At 72.6% G+C, this 17,122-nt stretch carries 15 protein-coding genes; 7 read left to right on the plus strand and 8 right to left on the minus strand.

Translation table 11 applies throughout. The features are described from left to right. Nucleotides 1–155 precede the first annotated feature (155 nt). The 3 genes from KUM03_RS25860 to KUM03_RS25870 are packed head-to-tail and all read right to left on the minus strand — an operon-like array spanning nt 156 to nt 2,745. Nucleotides 156–1,511 carry an FtsX-like permease family protein gene (locus KUM03_RS25860; RefSeq protein WP_217251739.1) on the minus strand — a complete coding sequence of 452 codons (1,356 nt, stop codon included), beginning with the start codon at nt 1,509–1,511 and terminating at the stop codon, nt 156–158. After that, complete coding sequence (locus KUM03_RS25865; protein ID WP_217251741.1) at nt 1,508–2,215, minus strand: ABC transporter ATP-binding protein; 708 nt, start codon at nt 2,213–2,215, stop codon at nt 1,508–1,510. The genes KUM03_RS25860 and KUM03_RS25865 overlap by 4 nt, the downstream gene beginning before the upstream one ends. Next, nucleotides 2,212–2,745, minus strand: coding sequence for a PadR family transcriptional regulator (locus KUM03_RS25870; protein ID WP_217251744.1), 534 nt, complete (start codon nt 2,743–2,745; stop codon nt 2,212–2,214). Before KUM03_RS25870 ends, KUM03_RS25865 begins: the two co-directional genes overlap by 4 nt. Before the next feature lie 231 nt (nt 2,746–2,976). On the opposite strand from KUM03_RS25870, the gene KUM03_RS25875 reads away from it, so the two are divergent. Genes KUM03_RS25875 through KUM03_RS25885 form a run of 3 tightly spaced genes read left to right on the plus strand, consistent with a single transcriptional unit; the run spans nt 2,977 to nt 5,867 of the window. Continuing rightward, nucleotides 2,977–3,282 (plus strand): hypothetical protein, encoded by a 306-nt coding sequence (locus tag KUM03_RS25875; protein WP_052838118.1) that lies wholly within the window; start codon nt 2,977–2,979, stop codon nt 3,280–3,282. Nucleotides 3,283–3,291: 9 nt separating this feature from the next. Then, a complete protein-coding gene (gene malQ / locus KUM03_RS25880; RefSeq protein WP_217251746.1) occupies nt 3,292–5,562 on the plus strand; it encodes a 4-alpha-glucanotransferase in 2,271 nt (756 codons plus the stop codon). Nucleotides 5,563–5,585: 23 nt separating this feature from the next. Beyond that, the gene (locus tag KUM03_RS25885; RefSeq protein ID WP_217251749.1) at nt 5,586–5,867 is read left to right on the plus strand and encodes a hypothetical protein; all 282 of its coding nucleotides are present in this window, start codon (nt 5,586–5,588) and stop codon (nt 5,865–5,867) included. A 123-nt stretch (nt 5,868–5,990) separates the two neighbouring features. Here KUM03_RS25885 and KUM03_RS25890 read toward each other — a convergent pair whose 3' ends face one another. Beyond that, nucleotides 5,991–6,503 carry a MarR family winged helix-turn-helix transcriptional regulator gene (locus KUM03_RS25890; protein WP_217251752.1) on the minus strand — a complete coding sequence of 171 codons (513 nt, stop codon included), beginning with the start codon at nt 6,501–6,503 and terminating at the stop codon, nt 5,991–5,993. Between the two features lie 104 nt (nt 6,504–6,607). Here KUM03_RS25890 and KUM03_RS25895 point away from each other — a divergent pair, with 104 nt between their 5' ends. From KUM03_RS25895 to KUM03_RS25905, 3 genes are read left to right on the plus strand one after another with little or no spacing between them, the layout of a single operon-like run. Further along, complete coding sequence (locus tag KUM03_RS25895; RefSeq protein WP_217251754.1) at nt 6,608–7,558, plus strand: EamA family transporter; 951 nt, start codon at nt 6,608–6,610, stop codon at nt 7,556–7,558. A 35-nt stretch (nt 7,559–7,593) separates the two neighbouring features. Beyond that, entirely contained in the window at nt 7,594–8,517 is a 924-nt protein-coding gene (locus KUM03_RS25900; protein WP_217251757.1) for a DMT family transporter, read from the plus strand. 29 nt (nt 8,518–8,546) lie between these two features. Further along, nucleotides 8,547–9,464 carry a LysR family transcriptional regulator gene (locus KUM03_RS25905; RefSeq protein ID WP_217251760.1) on the plus strand — a complete coding sequence of 306 codons (918 nt, stop codon included), beginning with the start codon at nt 8,547–8,549 and terminating at the stop codon, nt 9,462–9,464. A gap of 45 nt (nt 9,465–9,509) precedes the next feature. Here KUM03_RS25905 and KUM03_RS25910 read toward each other — a convergent pair whose 3' ends face one another. The 3 genes from KUM03_RS25910 to pepN form a co-directional block, all read right to left on the minus strand. Further along, nucleotides 9,510–10,850, minus strand: a complete 1,341-nt coding sequence (locus KUM03_RS25910; RefSeq protein WP_217251763.1) for a hypothetical protein — start codon at nt 10,848–10,850, stop codon at nt 9,510–9,512. A gap of 171 nt (nt 10,851–11,021) precedes the next feature. Beyond that, nucleotides 11,022–12,554, minus strand: coding sequence for an FG-GAP-like repeat-containing protein (locus KUM03_RS25915; RefSeq protein WP_254399879.1), 1,533 nt, complete (start codon nt 12,552–12,554; stop codon nt 11,022–11,024). Nucleotides 12,555–12,879: 325 nt separating this feature from the next. Next, complete coding sequence (gene pepN / locus KUM03_RS25920; RefSeq protein WP_217251765.1) at nt 12,880–15,450, minus strand: aminopeptidase N; 2,571 nt, start codon at nt 15,448–15,450, stop codon at nt 12,880–12,882. 112 nt (nt 15,451–15,562) lie between these two features. Here pepN and KUM03_RS25925 point away from each other — a divergent pair, with 112 nt between their 5' ends. After that, nucleotides 15,563–16,039, plus strand: coding sequence for a DUF1203 domain-containing protein (locus KUM03_RS25925; RefSeq protein ID WP_217251768.1), 477 nt, complete (start codon nt 15,563–15,565; stop codon nt 16,037–16,039). A gap of 25 nt (nt 16,040–16,064) precedes the next feature. Here KUM03_RS25925 and KUM03_RS25930 read toward each other — a convergent pair whose 3' ends face one another. Further along, nucleotides 16,065–17,081, minus strand: coding sequence for an aspartate-semialdehyde dehydrogenase (locus KUM03_RS25930; protein ID WP_217251771.1), 1,017 nt, complete (start codon nt 17,079–17,081; stop codon nt 16,065–16,067). Nucleotides 17,082–17,122 lie beyond the last annotated feature (41 nt).

Genomic DNA, 17,122 nt, shown 5'->3' on the forward strand with positions numbered 1-17,122 from the left:
CCCACCCCTCAAAACCGTGAACACCTCCACCCCCACTGTCATCGAGCCGCTCATCCGAGCGCCCCCATGACACTTGGCCGCCGACTGCTCACGTTTTCAGAACGCTACCCGTCCCCGACACCCGAGCCGCCGCCGACGCCAGGCCCCCCGCCCCGTCACACGTACCGCAACTCTCCCGGCCGCACCGACCGCCCCAGCAGCGGCAGTGCCGTCGCCGCCGCCAGCAGGCAGGACGCGTACACGGCGGGGGCGACCAGCAGTGCGGTCCAGGGGAGCGAGCCGTCGCCGGTCAGGGTCGAGTACCAGATACCGACCGCGAGGCCCCCGACGCCGGCCAGCAGCAACGCCGGGGCGAGGGGCAGGGCGGTCTCCAGGAGCAGGGCCCGGTTCAGGACCGTACGGGGCACTCCGGCGGCCACCTGGGCGGCCAGGGTGCGGCGGCGGGTGGTCAGGGACTCGGCGGTGCCCACGGCCAGGCCCGAGAGGGTGATCGCGAGGGCCACCAGGACGGCGGCGCCGGTCAGGTCGAGGCCGGTGGTGTAGTACGCCATGTCGGCGCCGAGGTACTCCTGGGAGCGCAGTTCGGTGAGCATCGCGTGCCGGATGCACAGGAACGCCGTACCGGCCACCGTCACGACCAGGACGGCGGCGTGGGTGCGGGCAGGGGCCCACGGGTCGTCGCGCAGCCGTTCCGCCGCGAGCAGCGGGGCCGCCGTGCGGGCCCGCGCGGACAGGAGCCGGCCGGTGCGGCGAGCGGTCGCCCCGGCCAGCCACACCGCGCCCGCGCCGAGCGCGACGACGAGGGCGAAGACGGTCAGCGGGGTCTGCCAGTGGACCCGGTTGCCCGCGCGGTGACCGCCGGTCATGGCGAGCGGGGCCATCGCGACCAGCAGGAGCAGTCCGCCCAGGAACAGTGCTCCCGGACCGCGCCCCGTTCCCGGCCGCACCCGGCGCACCCACCCCAGCGGTGACGCCACGACCCGGCGCAGCGCCAGCGCCCCCGCCACCGCTCCCAGCGCCGGTACGCCGACGGCGATCAGCGCGAACCCGGTCCAGGTCAGCGCCGTCGGGCCGGTCCACAGGCGCAGCAGGAGCAGCGCCGAGAAGACGGTCGCCACCGCCGAGCCCACCAGGCAGGCGAGCCCGGTCTCCAGCGCCGCGATCCGCCGTACCTGCCAGGGCGTCGCCCCGGCCAGCCGCAGCCCGGCCAGCCGCCGGTCCCGGTGCACCGCCCCGATCCGGGTGCACTGGCCGAGGAAGGCCAGCACCGGCACCAGCAGCAGCAACAGCCCGGCGATCACCCCGGAACGGGTCCCGGCCTCGCTCACCAGGCCGTGGAGGACGGAGACGGAGTATCCGCTCGGGACCGACGCGAGCGCGACCGCCGCCAGCGCGAAGCCGGTGGCCAGTGCCGCGCCCGCCGCCGTCAGCGCGATCCGCCACCACTCCCGCCGGTCCGACCCGCGCACCAGCTGCCGGGCCAGCCGGACGTCCGAGAACACGGTGCTCATGCCGTCACCCCCAGCGGCGCCACCGCACCGTCCCGCAGCCGGACCTCGCGGTCCGCGTACGCCGCGACCTGGGCGTCGTGCGTGACCAGCAGCACCGCCGTGTCCGACTCCCGTGCCGTGTGCGCGAGCGCCGTCATCACCTGCTCGCCCGACAACGAGTCCAGCGCCCCGGTCGGCTCGTCCGCGAACACCACCTTCGGGCCGGTGACCAGCGCGCGGGCCAGCGACGCCCGCTGCGCCTGCCCGCCGCTCATCTCGCCGGGACGCAGCTCCTCCTGCCCGCGCACCCCGAACCGTTCCAGCCACTGACCGGCCAGCGCCCGGGCCTCGGCGCGCCCGGTGCCGGCCAGCATCAGCGGCAGCGCCACGTTGTCCAGGGCCGTCAGCTCCGGGATCAGCTGCCCGAACTGGAAGACCACCCCGAAGTCGGTGCGCCGCAGCTCGCTCAGCCGGTTCTCGGGCAGTTCCTCCAGGCGCCGGCCGGCGTACGTCACCGAGCCGGCGTCCGGCCGAACGATCCCGGCCAGGCAGTGCAGCAGCGTGGACTTGCCGCTGCCGCTGGCCCCGGTGACGGCGAGGATCTCGCCGGGCCGCAGTTCGAGCGAGGCGCCGCGCAGGGCCTCCGTCCTGCCGTGTGCCTTCACCAGGGCGTGGGCCGCGAGCAGCGGCTGCGTCGCGTTCCCGGTCGTGTCCCCGTTCGTCATGCTGTGCGGACCTCCGCGGTCAGATTGGTGAGCCGGGCCGCCGTGGTGGTCATCCAACGGAGGTCGGCGTCGAGGTGGTTGAGGGCGTAGTCGGCCGAGAGGACGGTGGTCAGGTCCGCGCCGGGGGCCGTCTTCACCGCCGTGAGCTCCCGCATCCGGTCCATGTGGGCGGTGCGCTGGGCCAGCAGGTAGGCGTCCGCGTCGGCGCCGGTGAGGATCGAGACGACGACCTTGGCGAAGATCTCGTTCGTCACGAAGGGGGCGGGCGGGGCGATCTCGCCCGCCCAGCGGGCCAGTTCCCGCGCGCCCTCCTCGGTCGTGCGGTACGCGGTGCGCTCGGGACCGCCGTCCGACGCGGTGCCGTCCACCTCCGCGAGGCCGTCCCGGACCAGGCGCTGGAGGGTCGTGTAGACCTGCCCGTAGGCCAGCGGCCGGGCCTGGGGGAAGCGTTCGTCGTGGCGCCGCTTCAGGTCGTAGCCGTGGCTCGGCCCCGAGGCGAGCAGCCCCAGCAGGATGTGACGGGTGCTCATGGAGATCAGTATTCACCGAGTACATGTACTGAGTGAATAGCTGACGAAAGTTTTTTCGCTCCGCGTCACCTCTGAACGGGTTAAGTGACTGTGCTGCCCGGATTCTGAGAGATTTTACGGGGGAAGCGTGTGACCAGGGTCACGTTGTCGGTATCGGGACGTCTGTCCGCGCGCGGACTGGGTAGGGCTGCCGTGACCCGCCAAAAGCGTGCGCGAAACAAGGAGGCCCCCGTGGCTGCACTGGCACCCCTGCTGCTCCCCGCCCCGTCCAAACCCGTGGCGGAGCCGTCCACTCCCTGGGCGGAGCCCTCCGCCGCCTCCGAGACCCCGCACTACTGCGTCTTCGGCGCCACCGGGAGCTGCGCCGAGACCCCGCTCACCAGCGAACCGCCGCTGCCCGACGCCGAGCCCCTCACCAGCGAGTCGCCGTTCGCCGACGCCGTACCGCTGACCAGCGAGTCCTCGCCCGAACTCACGGCCGACGTGCCGGAGCAGGGCGGCCCCTCCTTCGCCGTCCCGGAACCCACGAGGTCATAGAGGTCGTAGATGCCAGCAGCCCGGCCGGCCGAGCCCCCCACCGAGGACCTTCCCGAGGATCTGACCCGGCTCGCCGCCCTGCACGGCGTCGCCACCTCCTACCGCCCGTCCCCGGACCGCGCCGTCGCGGCCTCGGCCACCGCCGTCACCTCGGCCCTGGCCGCCCTCGGCGTGGACACGAGCACCCCGCAAGCCGTACGTGCCGCGCTCGCCGCCCGCGACACCGAGCTGCGCGAACGCCTGCTGCCGCCCACCGTGGTCGCCTGGAGCGACGGCACCGCGCCGACCGCCCTCGCCGCACTGCCCGACGGGACCCGGCTGCGCATCGACACCGAGCAGGGCGAGCGGCGCGACAGCACGGTGGGCCTCCCGGCCGGTGACGGCGTCGCATGCCCCCCGGTCGGTGATGGCGCTGTGGGGTCCCGGGTCGGTGGCGGCTCCGCAGGGGCACCGGTCGGTGGCGTCCTCGCCGGTCTTCCGCCCGGCGTCCACCGCCTGACCGCCACCGCGCCCGACGGCCGGACCGCGTGCGCCCACCTGATCGTGGCGCCCGCCCGGCTGCCCGCCCCCGCCACCCGCTCCTACGGCCTCCTCGTACAGCTCTACTCCCTCCTCTCCCACCGTTCCTGGGGGATGGGCGACCTCGGTGACCTCGGGGAACTCGCCGCCTGGGCCGGACGCGCCCTCGGCGCCGGTTTCGTGCAGGTCAACCCGCTGCACGCCGCCGTACCCGGCGCCCCCACCGACCCCTCCCCGTACCGTCCCTCCTCGCGCCGCTTCCCCGACCCCGTACACCTGCGGATCGAGGACGTGCCGGAGTTCGCGCACGTCTCCGACCCCGAGCGTGCCCGGTCGCTGCGGGAGCGGGCGGCGCGGCTGCGCGAGGCCGTGCTGGAGGATGACGCCCTCATCGACCGGGACGCCGTGTGGGAGCTCAAGCGCGAGGCGCTGGAACTGCTCCGCGAGGTGCCTCTCGGCCCCGGCCGCCGCGCCGCTTACTGCGACTACCTCGCCGAACAGGGCACCGCCCTGGAGGACCACGCCACCTGGTGCGCGCTCGCCGAGGTCCACGGCCCCGACTGGCACCGCTGGCCCGAGGGCCTGCACGACCCCCGCTCGGCCGACACCGACCGCGCCCGCACCGCCCTGATGGACCGCGTCGACTTCCACTCCCGCCTCGCCTGGCTCACCGACACCCAGCTCAGGGCCGCCCAGCACAGCGCCCGCGAGGCCGGCATGCCGCTCGGGATCGTCCACGACCTCGCCGTGGGCGTACACCCGCGCGGCGCCGACTCCTGGGCCCAGCAGGAGTGCTTCGCCGCCGGCATGTCGGTGGGCGCCCCGCCCGACGCCTTCAACGCCCGCGGCCAGGACTGGGGCCTGCCGCCCTGGCGCCCCGACCGCCTCGCCGCCTCCGGCTACGCGCCCTTCCGCGGCCTGCTGCGCGGCCTGTTCCGCTACGCCGGAGCCCTGCGCATCGACCACGTCATGGGCCTGTTCCGGCTCTGGTGGGTCCCCAAGGGCCACCCGCCCACCGAGGGCACCTACGTCCACTACGACGCCGAGGCCATGCTCGCCGTCCTCGTCCTGGAGGCGTCCCGCGCCGGTGCCGTGGTGATCGGCGAGGACCTGGGCACCGTGGAGCCCGGTGTGCGCGAGGCGCTGCGCGAACGAGGGGTGCTCGGCACCTCGGTGCTGTGGTTCGAGCGGGACTGGGAGGGCGACGGCCGCCCCTTGCCCCCCGACCGGTGGCGCGCCGACTGCCTGGCCACCGCCACCACCCACGACCTGCCCTCCACCGCCGCCCGCCTCACCGGCGAACACGTCGAACTCCGCGACCGGCTCGGCCTGCTCACCCGCCCGCTGGAGGAGGAACGGGCCGAGGCGTCGGCGGACACGGCCGAGTGGCTGGACGTACTGGCCCGGCTCGGCCTGCTGCACGGCACCGGCGGCGACACCGGCGCCCCCTCCGAGGAGGCGGGCATCCAGGCCGTCCACCGCTTCCTGCTGCGCACCCCCGCCCGCATGGCCGGGATCTGGCTCCCGGACGCCGTCGGCGACCGCCGCCCGCAGAACCTCCCCGGCACCTGGGACCAGTACCCGAACTGGCGCCTGCCGATCGCCGACGCCGGGGGCCGCCCCGTGACCCTGGAGGACCTGGCCGCCTCCCCGCGGCTGCACGCCCTGATCGACGTCGTACGGGAGCGCGCCGGACACGGGAAGGAACGCCCCGGAGGCCCCGTCCGGTCCCCGTACGGCACCCCGGGCGCGCGTGCCTGACGGCCGTTCGCTAACTTTGCACCGTGGACAAGAAGAACGCCCTGCGCGCCGGCGCCCTGGCAGCCGGTACGACGCTGATGATGCTGCTCATGTCGTCCCCCGCGCTCGCGCTGACCCGCGACGACGGCGACGACCCCGGCCCGGGCCTGAGCGTCATCGAGACGCTGGGCCTCTACGTCCTGGCCCCGATCGCGCTGTTCGTGGTCATCGCGGGCCTGGTCATGGTCCTGGACAGGTCCAAGGAGGAGCACCGGGTGACCTCCCGCAACATCAAGACCCGGCCCAAGGCCGACGCCAAGGCCTGACGGGCTCCACCCGGCGGGCCCACGGCCCGTCGGCCCACCTCAGCTGTACCGAGGGCGCCGGTCCTCCCGCACGCGGCAAGCAGCCGTACGCGGGCGGGACCGGCGCCTTCCGCATGCCGTCTCCTACTCCTCGGTCGCCGACAGCAGGTCCCGCAGCAGGTCGGCCAACTGGCCGGCCCGCCCGGCGTCGAGGGCGCCGGACAGGACCTCCGCCTGCACGGCGAGCCCCGCGCCGACCGCCTCGTCGACGAGTTCCCGCCCCTTGTCGGTGAGCGTGACCCTGAGACCCCGGCGGTCGTGCGGGTCTGGGGAGCGGCGCAGGAGACCGGCCCGTTCCAGTTTGTCGAGCCGGCCCGTCATGCCGCCCGTGGTGAGCATCAGGGTCGCCGACAGCTGCCGGGGCGAGAGCGCGTACGGCTCGCCGGAGCGGCGCAGCGTCGCCAGGACGTCGAACTCGCCGCGGGAGATGCCGAACCCGGCGTAGGCCCTGTCCATCCGCTCGCCGATCGCACGCGAGAGCCGGTTGACGCGACCGAAGACCTCCATCGCGGTGGTGTCGAGGTCGGGCCGGACCACCGCCCACTGGCCGATGATCGCGTCGACCGGGTCCTTGTGCTGCTCGGGGCGCTCACTCATGGGACGAGTATCGACGGCCGTCAGGTCGGCCGCAAGAAAGTGGCTTGCTAATAAGTAGCTTAGGAGTAAGCTACTTATTGCCGACCTACTTGAAGGGGACCTCCGTGGCCGCGAACCGTCCCGCCCTCATCGCCCTGACCGCCCTCGCCCCCGTCTCCTGGGGCACCACCTACGCGGTCACCACCGAGTTCCTGCCACCGGACCGGCCCCTGTTCACCGGGCTGATGCGCGCCCTGCCCGCCGGCCTGCTGCTCCTCGCCCTCACCCGGGTGCTGCCGCGCGGCGCCTGGTGGTGGAAGGCGGCGGTCCTGGGCGCGCTGAACATCGGGGCCTTCTTCCCGCTGCTGTTCCTCGCCGCCTACCGCCTTCCGGGCGGCATGGCCGCCGTCGTCAGCTCCATCGGCCCGCTCTTCGTCCTCGGGCTCTCCGCGCTGCTGCTCGGGCAGCGGCCCACCACCCGCTCCGTGCTCGCCGGGGTCGTGGCGGCGTTCGGCGTCAGCCTGGTGGTGCTGAAGGCGGCCGGGGCACTGGACCCGCTCGGCGCGCTGGCCGCCCTCGCCTCCACCGCCTCCATGTCCACCGGCACCGTGCTCAGCAAACGGTGGGGCCGCCCCGACGGCGTCGGCCCCCTCGCCCTGACCGGATGGCAGCTGACCGCGGGCGGCCTGCTCATCGCCCCGCTCGCCCTCCTGGCCGAGGGCACCCCGCCCGCGCTGGACGGCCCGGCGGTCGGCGGCTACCTCTACCTGGCGCTGGCCAACACGGCGGTGGCGTACTGGCTCTGGTTCCGCGGCATGGGCGGGCTCTCCGCCACCCAGATCACCTTCCTCGGCCCGCTCTCGCCGCTGACCGCCGCCGTCGTCGGCTGGGCGGCGCTCGGCGAGGCGCTGACGCCGGTGCAACTGGCGGGCATGGCCCTGGCGTTCGGGGCGACGGTCGCGGGGCAGCTCATGCCGCGGGGCAGGACCGTGGCGGAGCCCCGACCTTTCAGTTCTCCTGCACAGAGCAGTCGAAAAGATTCGATGGACCTGACGGGTGCGACGCTGCGACGGTAGAGCCACCGCCATCGCCGACCAGCGAAAGGAACTCCGTGGCCCTAGCCGAACGCCGGAGCAGCACCGCGGCACCCACCGCCGCACGGCCGGGACCGGCCGCCCCCGTCGCCCTCGGCATCGGGCTCGCCGTCCTCGCCACCCTCGTCTGGTCCGGCAGCTTCGTCACCTCCCGGGCCCTCGGCGACAGCGTCCCGCCCGTCCAGCACGCGTTCTGGCGCTGGGTGGTGGCCCTCGCGGTCGTCGCCCCCTTCGGCGCCCGGCGGGCCTGGCGGCAACGCGCGCTGATCCGGCGCCACCTCGGCTTCGTCCTCCTCGCCTCCCTGCTCGGCGTCACCGTCTACAACACCCTCGTCAACCAGGCCGGAGTCACCACACCCGCCGCCAACATGGGCATGATCATGGCCGCGTCCCCGGTGCTGATGGCGCTCTGGGAACGGGCGGGCGGCGTACGGCTCGGCCCGCGCCGGGTCGCCGGACTGCTCATCGCCTGCGCGGGCGTGCTGCTGCTGGTCGGCGGCGGGGCCGCCTTCTCGGCCGGCGACCTGTGGATGATCGCCGCCGCCTGCTGTTTCGGGTCGTACAGCGCGCTGCTGCGCCGCAGGCCCGCCGAACTGGGCGGCGCGGCGTTCCTGTTCACGACCTTCCTCCTCGGCACCCTCATGCTGCTGCCCGCCCACGCGGCCAGTGTCGCCGTACAGGGCGGCTTCTCCCTGACGCCCGGCACCGTCCTGCCCCTCCTCTACGTCGGCATCGCCTCCTCCGCGGTCGCCTTCTTCGCCTGGAACAAGGCGATCTCCCTCATCGGCCCGACCCGCGCCGGGATCGTCTACTACCTCCAGCCGGTGTGCGTCGCCCTGCTGTCCTGGGCGCTGCTCGCCGAACCGACCGGCTGGGCGCAGGCCGGCTGCATGGCACTGATCCTCGGCGGGGTCGTCCTCGGCGCGGGGTCGCGCACCTAGCGACCGGGCCCCGCGGATAGGTTGCCGCCATGGCCGACTGGGAGATCCGCAAGCTGCAGATTCTGCGCACGCTGCGGGAGCGGGGCACGGTGACGGCGACGGCCGAGGCGCTGAACATGACACCGTCCGCCGTGTCCCAGCAGCTGACCAACCTCTCCAGGCAGCTCGGCGTGGACCTGCTCCGGGCCCGGGGCAGACGGGTCGAACTGACGGACGCGGCCCGGCTGGTGCTGCGGCACGCCGAGGCGGTCTTCGAGCAGCTGGAACGGGCCGACGCCGAGCTGGCCGCCTACGTCCACGGGGAGGCCGGCGAGGTACGGGTCGGCGCCTTCTCCACCGCCGTACCGGCCCTGGTCGTACCGGCCGTCACCGCGCTGCGGGCGACGCACCCCGGGGTGGCGGTGCGGGTGCGGGAGGCCGAGGCGCAGGAGGCGTACGAGCTGCTGGCCGCCGGGGACGTGGACCTCGCCCTGTCCCTGGCGGCCCAGGCGCCCACCGCCGCCGACCCGCGCTTCACCCGCGTCCCGCTCCTCGCCGACCCGCTGGACGTGGCGCTGCCCGCAGACCACCCGCTGGCCCGCGCGGACGGGCTCCGCCTGGCCGACCTCGCCGCCGAACCGTGGATCTTCGGCGGCAGCGGCCCCTGGTCCGACATCACCCGTGCGGCCTGCGAGACGGCCGGCTTCCGCCCCCACCAGGCCCACACGGCGGCCGGCTGGACGGCGATCCTCGCGATGGTCGGGGCGGGCATGGGCGTGGCCCTGGTCCCGCGCATGGCGGTCGTGCCGCGAGACGGTGCGGTGATGCGCGAGCTGCACGCGGACCGTCCCGTCCGGCACGTTGTCGCCGCAGTGCGCAGGGGCGCCGGTGAGGGCGCGGCCGTCGGCACCGTGCTGACGGCCCTGCGCACGGCGGCACGAGCGCGCCTCGGCACGGCCGACCGCTGAGCCCCTGCCCCGGCACAGACGCACCCCTCACCCCGGGGAGGGCACTCAGCGCTGTGGTGTGGTGCCGGGCCGGAACGTCACGTACGGGGTGTAGTAGAAACCTCCGCCGCTGACCCGGTTGCCGGTGACCGCGACGTCGCTGACCGGCGAGACGAACCCGACCGTGTCCGCGCTCACGCGGACCGCGTTGCGCGAGGCCCCCGAAGCGCCTGCCGCCACGGTCACGTGGTTGTCGACGATGTCGACCCCGGAGACGGGATTCGGACCCACCTGGACCGGCGGTTGCGTGAACCTCCTCGCCGACATGGAACTGACGTAGACCCCACCGACGCTGTTGTTGATCGTGTTGCCGCGGATGACGATGTCTGTGGTGTTCATCGCGCCGATGGCGTCCCACTTGGCGTCGTCCACGACGTTGTCCTCGATCAGCACACGCGCGTGCACCTGACCGACCTTCTCGCCGCCGGTGTGCGATCCGACCAGCTTTGCCCAGGACGGCTGGGACCCGGACGCACCCGCGTAGTTGCGCTGGACCTGTACATCCACGGTCGGGGTGCCATCGCTGGCCCCGGCCCATGTGTTGCCGGAGAGGGGCAGGTCGAGCTGGACGGCCTCGCCCTGCCACAGGCCCCACGTCGGATTCTCGACCCAGCCCTTGAAGAAGCAGTCCCGGACCGCGCCCCGGCGTACGGCGTTGAGTTCGACCGCGTGCCACCACTTGACGTTCCAGACCGTCACCCCTTCGACCTCCACGTCCTGCGTGTGGGTGAAGGTCAGCACGTTCATCGGCGGAGCCTTGTCGGCGCGTGCCCGTGCGGGACCCGAGTCGTTCCACACCCACGCGGAGATGGGGTCCCATTCGCCGCCCTTGACCATGATGTTGCCCGGGGCCGAGTAGCCCGCCGTGGCCGGAGGGACATGGTTGAGCAACATGGTGGCGGCTTTGGCACCGCTGACCGCGGGCGCGCTGAACGTCCCCTGGCTGTCCGTGGCGTACTCGGGACTCGGTGAGTGCTGATTCGTCCGGTCCAGCGTGTACTTCCGCGTGACGGTGCCGAATTTGGCGACGAACCGCGCACCGGTGGCGTCCAGGACCGTGTTGCCGCCGATGATCAGAGTGTTGAGCAGTGTGTAGGTGGGGACACCCGCATACCCGGCCTTGACGATGATCCGGCCCTTGTCGTCGACGCCGTGAGGGCCTACGACGCCGGCCGCCGCGTCGTCCAATGCCTTGCGCAGTGCACGGACGTGTGCTGCCTCGCCCGTGACGGACGGATTGATGCCCGCGGCGTCGGCCCGGGCCGCTGATGCCGTGCCCCCCACGACCGCGACCGCCCCGGCCACCATGCCGCCGCGCAGCAGCCCCCGTCGGCTGATCCCTGTCATTCTCCTGCCCTGCCTCCCGGCGTACCGCCGTCGCCGACGGTGCCCGCTCTCGAATCCGTGATTTCATCAACTGGCGGCAGTCCACCAGCACCTCGGGGCCATGCGAACCGGCCGTTCGCGAACAGCCTGTTCACGAACGGCCGGGTATCAGAAGGGCGCGGAGCCGCGGCTTCAGAGAGTGATCATGACCTTGCCGCTGTCCCAGTAGGTGCCGCGGTTGGTGCGGACCGCGACCCTGCCGTCCTTGGTGTGGACGAACATGTCGGCCTTGCCGTCACCGGTGGCGTCACCGAACTTGAGGGTCCCCAGCTTGGAGCCGTCGATGAAGAGGTCCCAGCCGCCGGACCAGTGGGTGCCCTGGTCCCAGTAGGTGCCGCGGTTGGTGCGGACGGCGATGTTGCCGTCGTTGGTGTGGACGAGCATGTCGGCCTTGCGGTCGCCGTTGACGTCGGCGAAGTACAGTCGGCCCAGGTCCTTCCAGGTCAGGAAGAGGTCCCAGCCGCCGGACCAGTGGGTGCCCTGGTCCCAGTAGGTGCCGCGGTTGGTGCGGACCTCGATGTTGCCGTCGTTGGTGTGGACGATCATGTCGGCCTTGCGGTCGCCGTTGACGTCGGCGAAGTACAGCCGGCCCAGCTCACTGCCGTCGAGGAAGAGGTCCCAGCCGCCGGACCAGTGGGTGCCGTGGTCGAAGTAGGTGCCGCCGTGGTTGAAGCGGACCTCGATGTTGCCGTCGTTGGTGTGGACGATCATGTCGTCCTTGCCGTCGCCGTTGACGTCGGCGAAGTAGAGGCGGCCCAGGTCCTTCCAGGTGACGAAGAGGTCCCAGCCGCCGGACATGACCCGGCCCGGGGCGAAGGTGTCACCCTGGTTGCGGTAGACGACGACGTAGCCGTTCGAGCGGAGGACGACCAGGTCGTCCTTGCCGTCGCCGTCGATGTCGGCCGAGTAGCTCCGGTCGCGGTTACGGACGTCCGTCACCCAGCCCGCCAGGCCGTCGACCCTGGCGTCCACCGCGCCGGTCCTCGTCTCCGTCGAGCCGAAGCACCCGCCCTGCCAGGAGCGGCTGTGGATGGCGGTCAGCTCGACCCCGCCACCCGTGCTGCGCAGGGCCGGACCGCCGGTGTCGCCCATGCAGACGGAGACCCCGTCCTGACCGGTCAGGGCCACAGTGGTGTCGGTGGCGGAGTCCACCAGGAACTCACCGGTGTGCACCTGGTTCGGGACCCACTCGGTGCGGGTCCGCCCGAATCCGGCACCGGTCAGGGTCTCCCCCGCCACGGGGGCGTCGGCGGCCAGTTTCACTGGCTTGACGGCGGTGACGGGCTGGGCGAGCCGGACCATGGCCACGTCCCGGTCGTCGCGCGGGACCACCTCGACGATGTCGAGGCTCTCACCGCCCAGGATCGCCGTGGACTTCAGCGCGGGCTTGCCCGACTCGACCTCGCCGCCCGGGGTGGTGGCGAAACAGCTCGTGGCGGTCAGCAGCCACTGCTGGTGCACCAGCGCGGCGGAGCAGCCACGCATGGCCTCGCCCTCACCGATGACGAGCCGGGCGGTGAAAGCGTGGTCCCCCGCGGCCGCGGGCTCGCCGGAGACGGCCTGCGCGGCCGGTGCCGCCGTGAGCAGGCCGGCGGCGGCCGCCAGGCCTATGCCGGCGGTCAGGGCGCCGCGAGCCCGTCTGGTGCGGATTCCTCTGTTGAACAACGTACTTCCTTCCTGGGCTGCACGGCTGACAGGACGTCCTGTCAGCGGCCGAGCCCCCAGGGCCTCAACCAGTGCGTGCAACGGACTGCTTGGAGGCCGGATTCCGATCAGGGCTAAGTCACCAATCGAAGCCGGGCCCCAGCTGGGACGTCTACTGCGGGAACCGGGTGAAAGCGAACAATCGGCGGTTAATGATCATGACCTGCGTCACACGCGAAAAGGTTGTACTGAGGCAGGCAAAGAATCACCGACCCCGCCCGGTCGGGCGCGTAAGCGGCAACGGGGCGCCCGGTACATCACCGGGCGCCCCGCGAGGTCGTACCGCCTACTTCGCCGCCGCGTCCGCGGCCTGGGCCTTCAGCGCGCGCTCGACGCCCGAACGGGACTCCGAGACCAGCCGCCGCAGGGCCGCGTTCGGCTCGGCGGAGGACAGCCAGGCGTCCGTGCGGTCCAGGGTCTCCCGCGACACCTGCACCGCCGGGTACAGGCCGACCGCGATCTGCTGGGCCATCTCGTGCGAACGGGACTCCCAGACGTCCTTCAGCGCCTCGAAGTACCGCTCCGTGTACGGCGCCAGCAGCTCGCGCTGGTCGGTCTGGACGAAGCCGGCGATGACCGCCTCCTGCACGGCGTTCGGCAGCTTGTCGGACTCCACGACCGACTCCCAGGCCTCCGCCTTGGCCGCCTCGGTCGGACGGGCGGCACGCGCGGTGGCCGCGTGGCGCTCACCGGCGGCCGTCTTGTCCCGCTCGTACTCCGAGGCGATCTCCGAGCCGCCGAACCGGCCCACCGCCGCCAGCCGCTGCACGAACGCCCACCGCAGCTCGGTGTCGACGGCCAGGCCCTCGATCGTCGTCGTGCCGTCCAGCAGCGCGTCCAGCAGGTCCAGCTGCTCCGGCGTCCTGGCCGTCGCCGCGAACGCCCGCGCCCACGCCAGCTGGTGGTCGCTGCCCGCCTCGGCGGCCCGCAGGTGCGCCAGCGTGGCCTCCGTCCAGCGGGTGAGCAGCGCCTCGCGGGCGTTCGGGTCGGCGTACTGATCGATGGCCAGCTTCACCTGCCGGTGCAGCGACTGCACCACGCCGATGTCGGTCTCCTTGCCGATGCCGGACAGCACCAGGGAGAGGTAGTCGCGGGTGGCGAGTTCCGCGTCCCGGGTCATGTCCCAGGCCGACGCCCAGCACAGGGCGCGCGGCAGCGACTCGGTGAAGTCGCCGAGGTGCTTGGTGACCACGGCGAGCGACTGCTCGTCCAGGCGGACCTTCGCGTACGACAGGTCGTCGTCGTTCAGCAGCACCACCGCCGGACGGCGCTTGCCGACCAGCTGCGGTACGGCCGTCAGCTCGCCGTCCACGTCCAGCTCGACGCGCTCGCCGCGCACCAGCTTGCCGCCGGCGTCGAGGTCGTAGGCGCCGATCGCGATGCGGTGCGGGCGGAGCGTCGGCTCACCCTTGGCGCCGGCGGGCAGGGCCGGGGCCTCCTGGCGGATGGCGAAGGACGTGATGACCCCGTCCGCGTCCGTCTCGATCTCCGGGCGCAGGACGTTGATGCCGGCCGTCTCCAGCCACGCCTTCGACCAGGTCTTCAGGTCGCGGCCGGAGGTCTCCTCCAGCGCGCCCAGCAGGTCGGACAGGCGTGTGTTGCCGAACGCGTGCCGCTTGAAGTACGCCTGCACGCCCTTGAAGAACGCCTCTTCACCGACGTACGCGACGAGCTGCTTGAGCACGCTCGCGCCCTTGGCGTACGTGATGCCGTCGAAGTTGACGAGCACGTCGTCCAGGTCGCTGATGTCCGCCATGATCGGGTGCGTGGACGGCAGCTGGTCCTGCCGGTACGCCCAGGTCTTCATCTGGTTGGCGAACGTCGTCCACGAGTGCGGCCACTTCGAGCCGGGCGCGTCGGCCTGGCAGGCGGCCTCGGCGTAGGTGGCGAACGACTCGTTCAGCCACAGGTCGTTCCACCACTCCATGGTGACCAGGTCGCCGAACCACATGTGCGCCAGCTCGTGCAGGATCGTCGCCGCCCGCACCTCGTACGCGGCGTCCGTCACCTTCGAACGGAACACGTACTGGTCGCGGATGGTCACCGCGCCCGCGTTCTCCATCGCGCCCGCGTTGAACTCCGGCACGAAGAGCTGGTCGTACTTCTGGAACGGGTACCGGTAGTCGAACTTCTCCTGGAACCACTCGAAGCCCTGCCGGGTGACGTCGAAGATCGCGTCCGCGTCGAGGTGCTCGGCGAGCGAGGGGCGGCAGTAGATGCCGAGCGGGACGGACTGGCCGTCCTTCTCGTACACGCTGTGCACGGCGTGGTACGGGCCGACGATCAGCGCCGTGATGTACGACGAGATGCGCGGGGTCGGCTCGAAGACCCAGACGTTGTCCTGGGGCTCCGGGGTGGGCGAGTTGGAGATGACCGTCCAGCCCTCGGGCGCCTTCACGGTGAACTGGAAGGTCGCCTTCAGGTCCGGCTGCTCGAAGCTCGCGAAGACGCGGCGCGCGTCCGGCACCTCGAACTGCGTGTACAGGTACGCCTGGTCGTCGACCGGGTCGACGAAGCGGTGCAGGCCCTCGCCGGTGTTGGTGTACGCGCAGTCGGCGGCCACCCGCAGGATGTTGCGCCCCGGCAGCAGCCCCGGCAGGGCGATGCGGGAGTCCTGGAACACCTCGGCGGCGTCGAGGGCGTCGCCGTTCAGCGTCACCTCGTGGACCGTCGGCGCGACCAGGTCGATGAAGGACTCGCCGCCGCCCTCCGCGACATCGAAGCGCACCGTGGTCACGGACCGGTAGGTGCCGCCCTCCTGCGCGCCGGTGAGGTCGAGATCGATCTCGTACGAGTCAACGGTCAGCAGCTTCGCCCGCTGCTGCGCCTCTTCGCGAGTCAGGTTTGTGCCAGGCACGCGGTCATCTCCTCGTTATGTGTGGGTTGCGCCATCCTTCCACGTGGCCGGGACGGAACGCGATGTCCATTTCCCGCCGGTGCGCGGACCGGGCGCGCGCGAGCCTGGGACCATGCAGCACTACACCGCACGGCCGATCCCGCCCGCCGCCCTGAAGGAACTGCGCACCACCGACGACGCGGGCCGGGCTCCCGCCCCGCTGACCGACGACGAGGGCGGCGCCCCGCTCCGCTGCTGCCTGCGCCGCAGCCGCCCGGGGGAGACGATCGCCCTCGTCTCGTACGCCCCGCTGCGGCGCTGGGCCGCGGCGACGGGCGCCGACCCGGGCGCCTACGACGAGCAGGGACCGGTCTTCGTCCACGCCGAGGAGTGCGCGGGGCCGGAGACGGGCGGCCTGGCCTTCACCGACTCCCACCGCGTCCTGCGCCGCTACTGCGCCGACGGGCGCATCCTGGGCGGGCGCCTGATCGGGGACCCCGGCGCTTTCGCGTACGCCCTCCGGGAAGCGTTCGACGACCCGGCCGTGGCGTTCGTCCACGTCCGGGCCGTCGAGTACGGCTGTTTCCTCTACGAGGTGAGGCGGGGCTAGCCCCCAGGGGCCGGGCCCCGGGGTCCTAGCCCTTCAGCTCCGCCGCCACCAGCTCCGCGATCTGCACCGCGTTCAGGGCCGCGCCCTTGCGCAGGTTGTCGTTGGAGACGAACAGGGCGAGGCCGTTGTCCACGGTCTCGTCCTGGCGGATGCGGCCCACGTACGACGGGTCCTGACCGGCCGCCTCGAGCGGGGTCGGCACCTCGGTGAGCGCGACGCCGGGGGCGCCGGCCAGCAGCTCCTTGGCGCGCTCCACGCTGATCGGGCGGGCGAAGCGGGCGTTGATCTGGAGGGAGTGGCCGCTGAAGACGGGCACGCGCACACAGGTGCCGGAGACCTTCAGCTCGGGGATCTCCAGGATCTTGCGGGACTCGTGGCGGAGCTTCTGCTCCTCGTCCGTCTCGTGCAGGCCGTCGTCCACGATGGAACCGGCCAGCGGCAGCACGTTGTACGCGATCGGCGCCACGTACTTGTCCGGCTTCGGGAACTCCACCGCCGAGCCGTCGTGGGTGAGCTTCGGGGCGTCGTCGCCGACCTTCTTCACCTGCTCGAACAGCTCGTCCACACCGGCCAGCCCGGAACCGGACACCGCCTGGTAGGTGGCGACGACCACGGCTTCGAGGCCCGCCTCGGCGTGCAGCGGACGCAGGACCGGCATCGCGGCCATCGTCGTGCAGTTCGGGTTGGCGATGATGCCCTTGGGGCGGTCGGCGATCGCGTGCGGGTTGACCTCGGACACGACCAGCGGGACCTCGGGGTGGCGGCGCCAGGCGGAGGAGTTGTCGATCACGACCGGGCCCTGTGCGGCGACCTTCTCGGCCAGCGCCTTGGAGGTGGCGCCGCCCGCGGAGAACAGCACGATGTCCAGGCCGGAGTAGTCGGCGGTGGCCGCGTCCTCCACCGTCACGCCGTCCAGGTCCTTGCCGGCGCTGCGGGCGGAGGCGAACAGCCTCAGCTCGGTGACCGGAAAGTTCCGTTCCGTGAGGATCCTGCGCATGACCGTGCCGACCTGACCGGTGGCTCCGACGATTCCGACCCTCACGGTGACTCCTTCTCCGTTTGTGCGCGTGTCTTCACGCGCGC

The organism is Streptomyces sp. AC602_WCS936, from assembly GCF_019049125.1.
Lineage (GTDB): Bacteria > Actinomycetota > Actinomycetes > Streptomycetales > Streptomycetaceae > Streptomyces.